We start from the raw sequence: 3850 nt of genomic DNA on the forward strand, positions 1-3850 counted from the left end.
GTGGGGGAGATGTCCGGCAGGACAGAGGGGGGGTGGGAAGGATCGCTGCCGCCGCCATTCTGATCCGAGGATCCGATCAACGCGCGCATTCAGCCTGCGGCATCGGCTCCAGCCGATAGACCTTGTCGTCGGAAGCGGTCTCGCCTTCTGCCGCCTCCGAGCACAGGTCGACGATCGGCAGGCTGCTGTTGGGATTGGCCAGCATCATCGTGCCGTTGGCGCCGCGGCGCAGATAAATCTCCCTGGCCGCGATGTCGCAGGAAAAGTCGCTCGTCCTTCCGCTCGCCACACAGCGCCACTGGTCCGCTTCGCCGTCACAACTGTAGCTCTGCGTGACCCTGGCGGCACTTTGGCGCGTGGTGACGGAAACTTCTATGGCGGCGCCATCAGGCCAGTTTGCCGGATCGCCGTCCTTGGCGAAGGCGGCCAGTTCGATCGGGCCCCGGAAAACCCGGATGCTGTGGGTAAGCTGATCGGGATGCGAGCCGAGATGCGCGACATCGTAGTCGCGCCCGTAGCAGAACGGCTGGTCCGGTTTCAGCCGCTCGCGCAGCGGTGCTCCCAGCGCCGGATCGACCGGATCGATGCGCGCGAATTCGGCCTTGCAGGTCTCACCCGGCATGCGGTCAAGCCGGAAGCCGTCGTCTTCGGTGCCGAGTGCCTGCCTGGCGAACTCCTTTTCGCCAAGTTCATCCTCGGCGCCGGCATCGAGATAAAGGCTGCGATGCACGCCGGAGACGACCAGCCGGCCTTTTTCGTCGACGTTCACCAGGGCCATGGTGCGGTCGCATTCCATGCCGCAATGGATCTCGCCCGACTGCGGATCGTCCTTGCCGCACCAGCCGCCGACCCATTCGGGCTTGTTGGCGCCGCGCACCGTCGTCGCCAAGAAACCGTTGTAGCCGGATGGACCACTGCTCGGCTCCTCGTTCGGAGGGCTGACCGGATCGCCGCCAAAATAGAAGAAAATCCGTCCCACCTTCTGGTTCGGGTGCAGCTTGAGATGCGCGGCATCGTAGATACGCCCGAAACAGGCATCCTTGCCGTCCGGGCTGAGTTCGGTGAGCTCAGGCGTGTCGTCGGCAAGGGCCGTGCCGGCGACAGCGGCCAGCAAGGCGACAGCAAGCCCGGCGCCCACAATGGTCTTCCCCCGAATGGTCTTCGATATCATGTGCCCCTCCTCGCCCGACCCCTCTTCGCCCGACCACGACGCAACTTCAATTTATGCTAGGATCGAGGCCGAAGCCACGCAATTTGCGCGGACATGCTGGAGAACGACATGATGCGACGCCGCGATATTTTCCGCGTGGCCCTTGCCGGAGCCGCCGGTCTTCTCGGGCTGCGCCAGGTCAAGGCGGCGGCCATGGCAGAGGAAAGGCAAAAGGTCGCCTATCACCTCAGCGACCTCGACAAGGTCGGCTTCGCGCTTGGCAATATCAAGAACCACTATGAGGGCACCGGCGGCAAGGTCGACATCGTGCTGGTCGTGCACGGACCGGCACTCGCCGCCTTCAAGTCGAAGAGCGCCTCGGCTGCCATTTCCAGCCGTTTTTCCGGCCTGGTCCGCGACGGGCTGGCCCCGCATGCCTGCGCCAATACCATGCAGGGCATGGACGTTGCGCTCACCGATCTGCTCGACGGCTTCCATGCCGCCGCGACCGGCGGCGTCGTCAAGCTCGCCGAATTGCAGCGCCAGGGCTACGCCTATTTGCGGCCCTGAACCTCTACCGACTTCAACATGAGCACGGCGAGGCTCTACGAAGAGCTGGAGGACCCCGGAGGAATGCCAGCCACCACAACCGCCCCTGTCACTTCCACCCCTGTCACTTCCGCCCCTGTCACTTCCGCCCTTGTCCCCCCACTTTGGCGACCTCGCCGGCAAGGCGGTGCTGGTCACCGCGACCGGCATCGGGGCGGCACTTGCACTGGCCCACGCCGCGCAGAAATGCCGCGTCGCGCTGCATTACAATTCAAGTCGGCGAAAACCTCGCCAAAACCATCCGCAACGGCGGCGGCGAGGTATTCCCGGTCCAGGGCGATTTCTCGTTTCCTGCCGATGTCGAGCGCGTCGTCACGCGCAGCATTTCGGCCGGCTCGATGGCCTGGTCAACAATGCCGCCTCGGCCGCGTGCCTTATGCCGAACTGACCGAGGCGCATTACGACGCGGACCTCAACGCCCGCTCCGTGCTGACTTCATTACGCCAGGCGATGCCACGGCTGAAGCGCCAGGGCGGCTTCATCGTCGACACCTCGTCGATCGCGGCACGCAAGGCGCCGGCCTTTATGGCTCGGCCAAGGCCTTCGTCTCCACCCGCGGCATGGCCAAGGAACTGGTCGGCTCGCGTCAACGCGGTGGCGCCGGGCACCATCGCCTTCCATGAGCGCTATTCGACCGAGGAGCAGGCCATGGTTGCCACCATTCCGCAGGGACCGCCGGCACGCCGCAGGACTGCGTCGGCGCCGTTCCTCTCGTCGGCCCTGTTGAGCGGGTACATCTCCGGCCACGACGGTGGCCAGTTGATGCCGTGAGCGGCGGCCTGCATACTTGTCGCAGCAAGCAACGGAGAAACCGGCAATGTATGGTCTGATCGGCAAGATGCGGGCGACGCGCGGCCAGCGCGACGCAATGATGGACGTCCTGCTTGCCAGCACCGGCGCCCTGCCGGGCTGCCTGAGCTATATCATCGCCACCGATCCGGCCGATGCCGACGCGATCTGGGTGACCGAGGTATGGACCGACCAGGCAAGCCACAAGGCTTCGCTGCAATTGCCGGAAGTCCAGGCGGCGATTGCCAAGGCGCGGCCGATCATCGCCGGGTTCGAGTTCCAGGTGGAAACGCATCCTGTTGGTGGCTTTGGGTTGGCTGAGGCCAAGGCGGGATAGAGGATAGGCTGGCGGGACAGCGGCCACAGCCGTGAGCCAATACCGCCACTCATAACAAAACTGACGATCCGCTCGGTCATGGGGGTGACACCTCTGGCATTTTCAATCACAGCAAGGAGCGCGGCCGCGTAGTCTCGGCGGTGCATCTGTTGCCGCCCCTGCGGCGGGACGATCCAGATGATTGGGAAAGCTATACGCGGACCAATGTCAAGGAGAGGCACGGAGGATCCCCCGGAGAGGCCAGTCTGCCGTGGTCTATGGCCGCGGTTCAATGGCAGTTCCTTCCCCTTCAAGAGAACGTTCGAGTCGTGAAACTGCAGCCACTCGTAAGCATAGAGCCGCATTTCCGCCGAGGATGCCCCAATAGTCCCTGTGGAATGGCCGCGCGCCGTACAGCCCGACGCGCACGTCGGGATCCTTCGTCCTTTTCAGGGGAATCCAGAACCATTTTGCCCACTCTTGGAACTAATCCTCGTCGAATGTTTCTCGCGACGCGCTACCCGAGGCTTGCCGCGCCGCCTCGTTCTCCCAAGCAAGTTTCGTATCTTCCCCGAAGGTGAACTCTATGTGGTCGACTCCGATACTGGCGGTGCGTGCTCGATGTTGCTCCGAATGATCGGTCCGAAGGAGGGCAGCTTACTCCACGGATTGAGGGGCCTTTGGCTACCGCGCCAGAGCTATCAGATTTCTGTTTCGGAAAGTTCGAATAGGGATTCAGGATGGTTACCGGTTTGAAGCCCCGAGCATAGGCTTTCTTCGCCGTTTCGCCGTTCGACCCGTCGATCACGTTCCAGTACGCCTTGAGATCACCCGCCATCGAGAATGCAGGAATGTTACCCAGCCAAAATCCTGCGGCGCACACGAGCCTATCGCCACCGAGCGCTGAAGCACTAGAGCACGTCCCGTGATCGATGAATCGATTGTGATGTGACGACGAGCTTCTCCGGTGATTCAACATCCACCTT

3 protein-coding genes and 1 pseudogene are annotated in these 3850 nt (G+C 63.2%); 3 read left to right on the top strand and 1 reads right to left on the bottom strand.

Annotation, left to right across the window (positions count from 1 at the left end; all coding sequences use genetic code 11):
• Positions 1-76 precede the first annotated feature (76 nt).
• Positions 77-1171: a hypothetical protein gene (locus AC0L3H_RS32770; RefSeq protein WP_473588221.1), complete on the bottom strand. Its 1095-nt coding sequence runs from the start codon at positions 1169-1171 to the stop codon at positions 77-79.
• A gap of 111 nt (positions 1172-1282) precedes the next feature.
• On the opposite strand from AC0L3H_RS32770, the gene AC0L3H_RS32775 reads away from it, so the two are divergent.
• The 3 genes and pseudogenes from AC0L3H_RS32775 to AC0L3H_RS32785 all read left to right on the top strand — a co-directional run bounded on the left by AC0L3H_RS32775 (position 1283) and on the right by AC0L3H_RS32785 (position 2885).
• Entirely contained in the window at positions 1283-1720 is a 438-nt protein-coding gene (locus AC0L3H_RS32775; RefSeq protein WP_473588222.1) for a DsrE family protein, read from the top strand.
• Positions 1721-1820: 100 nt separating this feature from the next.
• Positions 1821-2530, top strand: a pseudogene (locus AC0L3H_RS32780) (SDR family NAD(P)-dependent oxidoreductase).
• A 46-nt stretch (positions 2531-2576) separates the two neighbouring features.
• A complete protein-coding gene (locus AC0L3H_RS32785) occupies positions 2577-2885 on the top strand; it encodes a putative quinol monooxygenase (RefSeq protein WP_077380133.1) in 309 nt (102 codons plus the stop codon).
• Positions 2886-3850 lie beyond the last annotated feature (965 nt).

The sequence above is a fragment of the Mesorhizobium sp. WSM4816 genome (assembly GCF_055811535.1).

Excerpts from the sequence above, each read along its gene's own strand:
- AC0L3H_RS32770 (WP_473588221.1), bottom strand. The coding sequence starts at position 1,171 with ATGATATCGAAGACCATTCGGGGGAAGACCATTGTGGGCGCCGGGCTT.
- AC0L3H_RS32775 (WP_473588222.1), top strand. The coding sequence starts at position 1,283 with ATGCGACGCCGCGATATTTTCCGCGTGGCCCTTGCCGGAGCCGCCGGT.
- AC0L3H_RS32785 (WP_077380133.1), top strand. The coding sequence starts at position 2,577 with ATGTATGGTCTGATCGGCAAGATGCGGGCGACGCGCGGCCAGCGCGAC.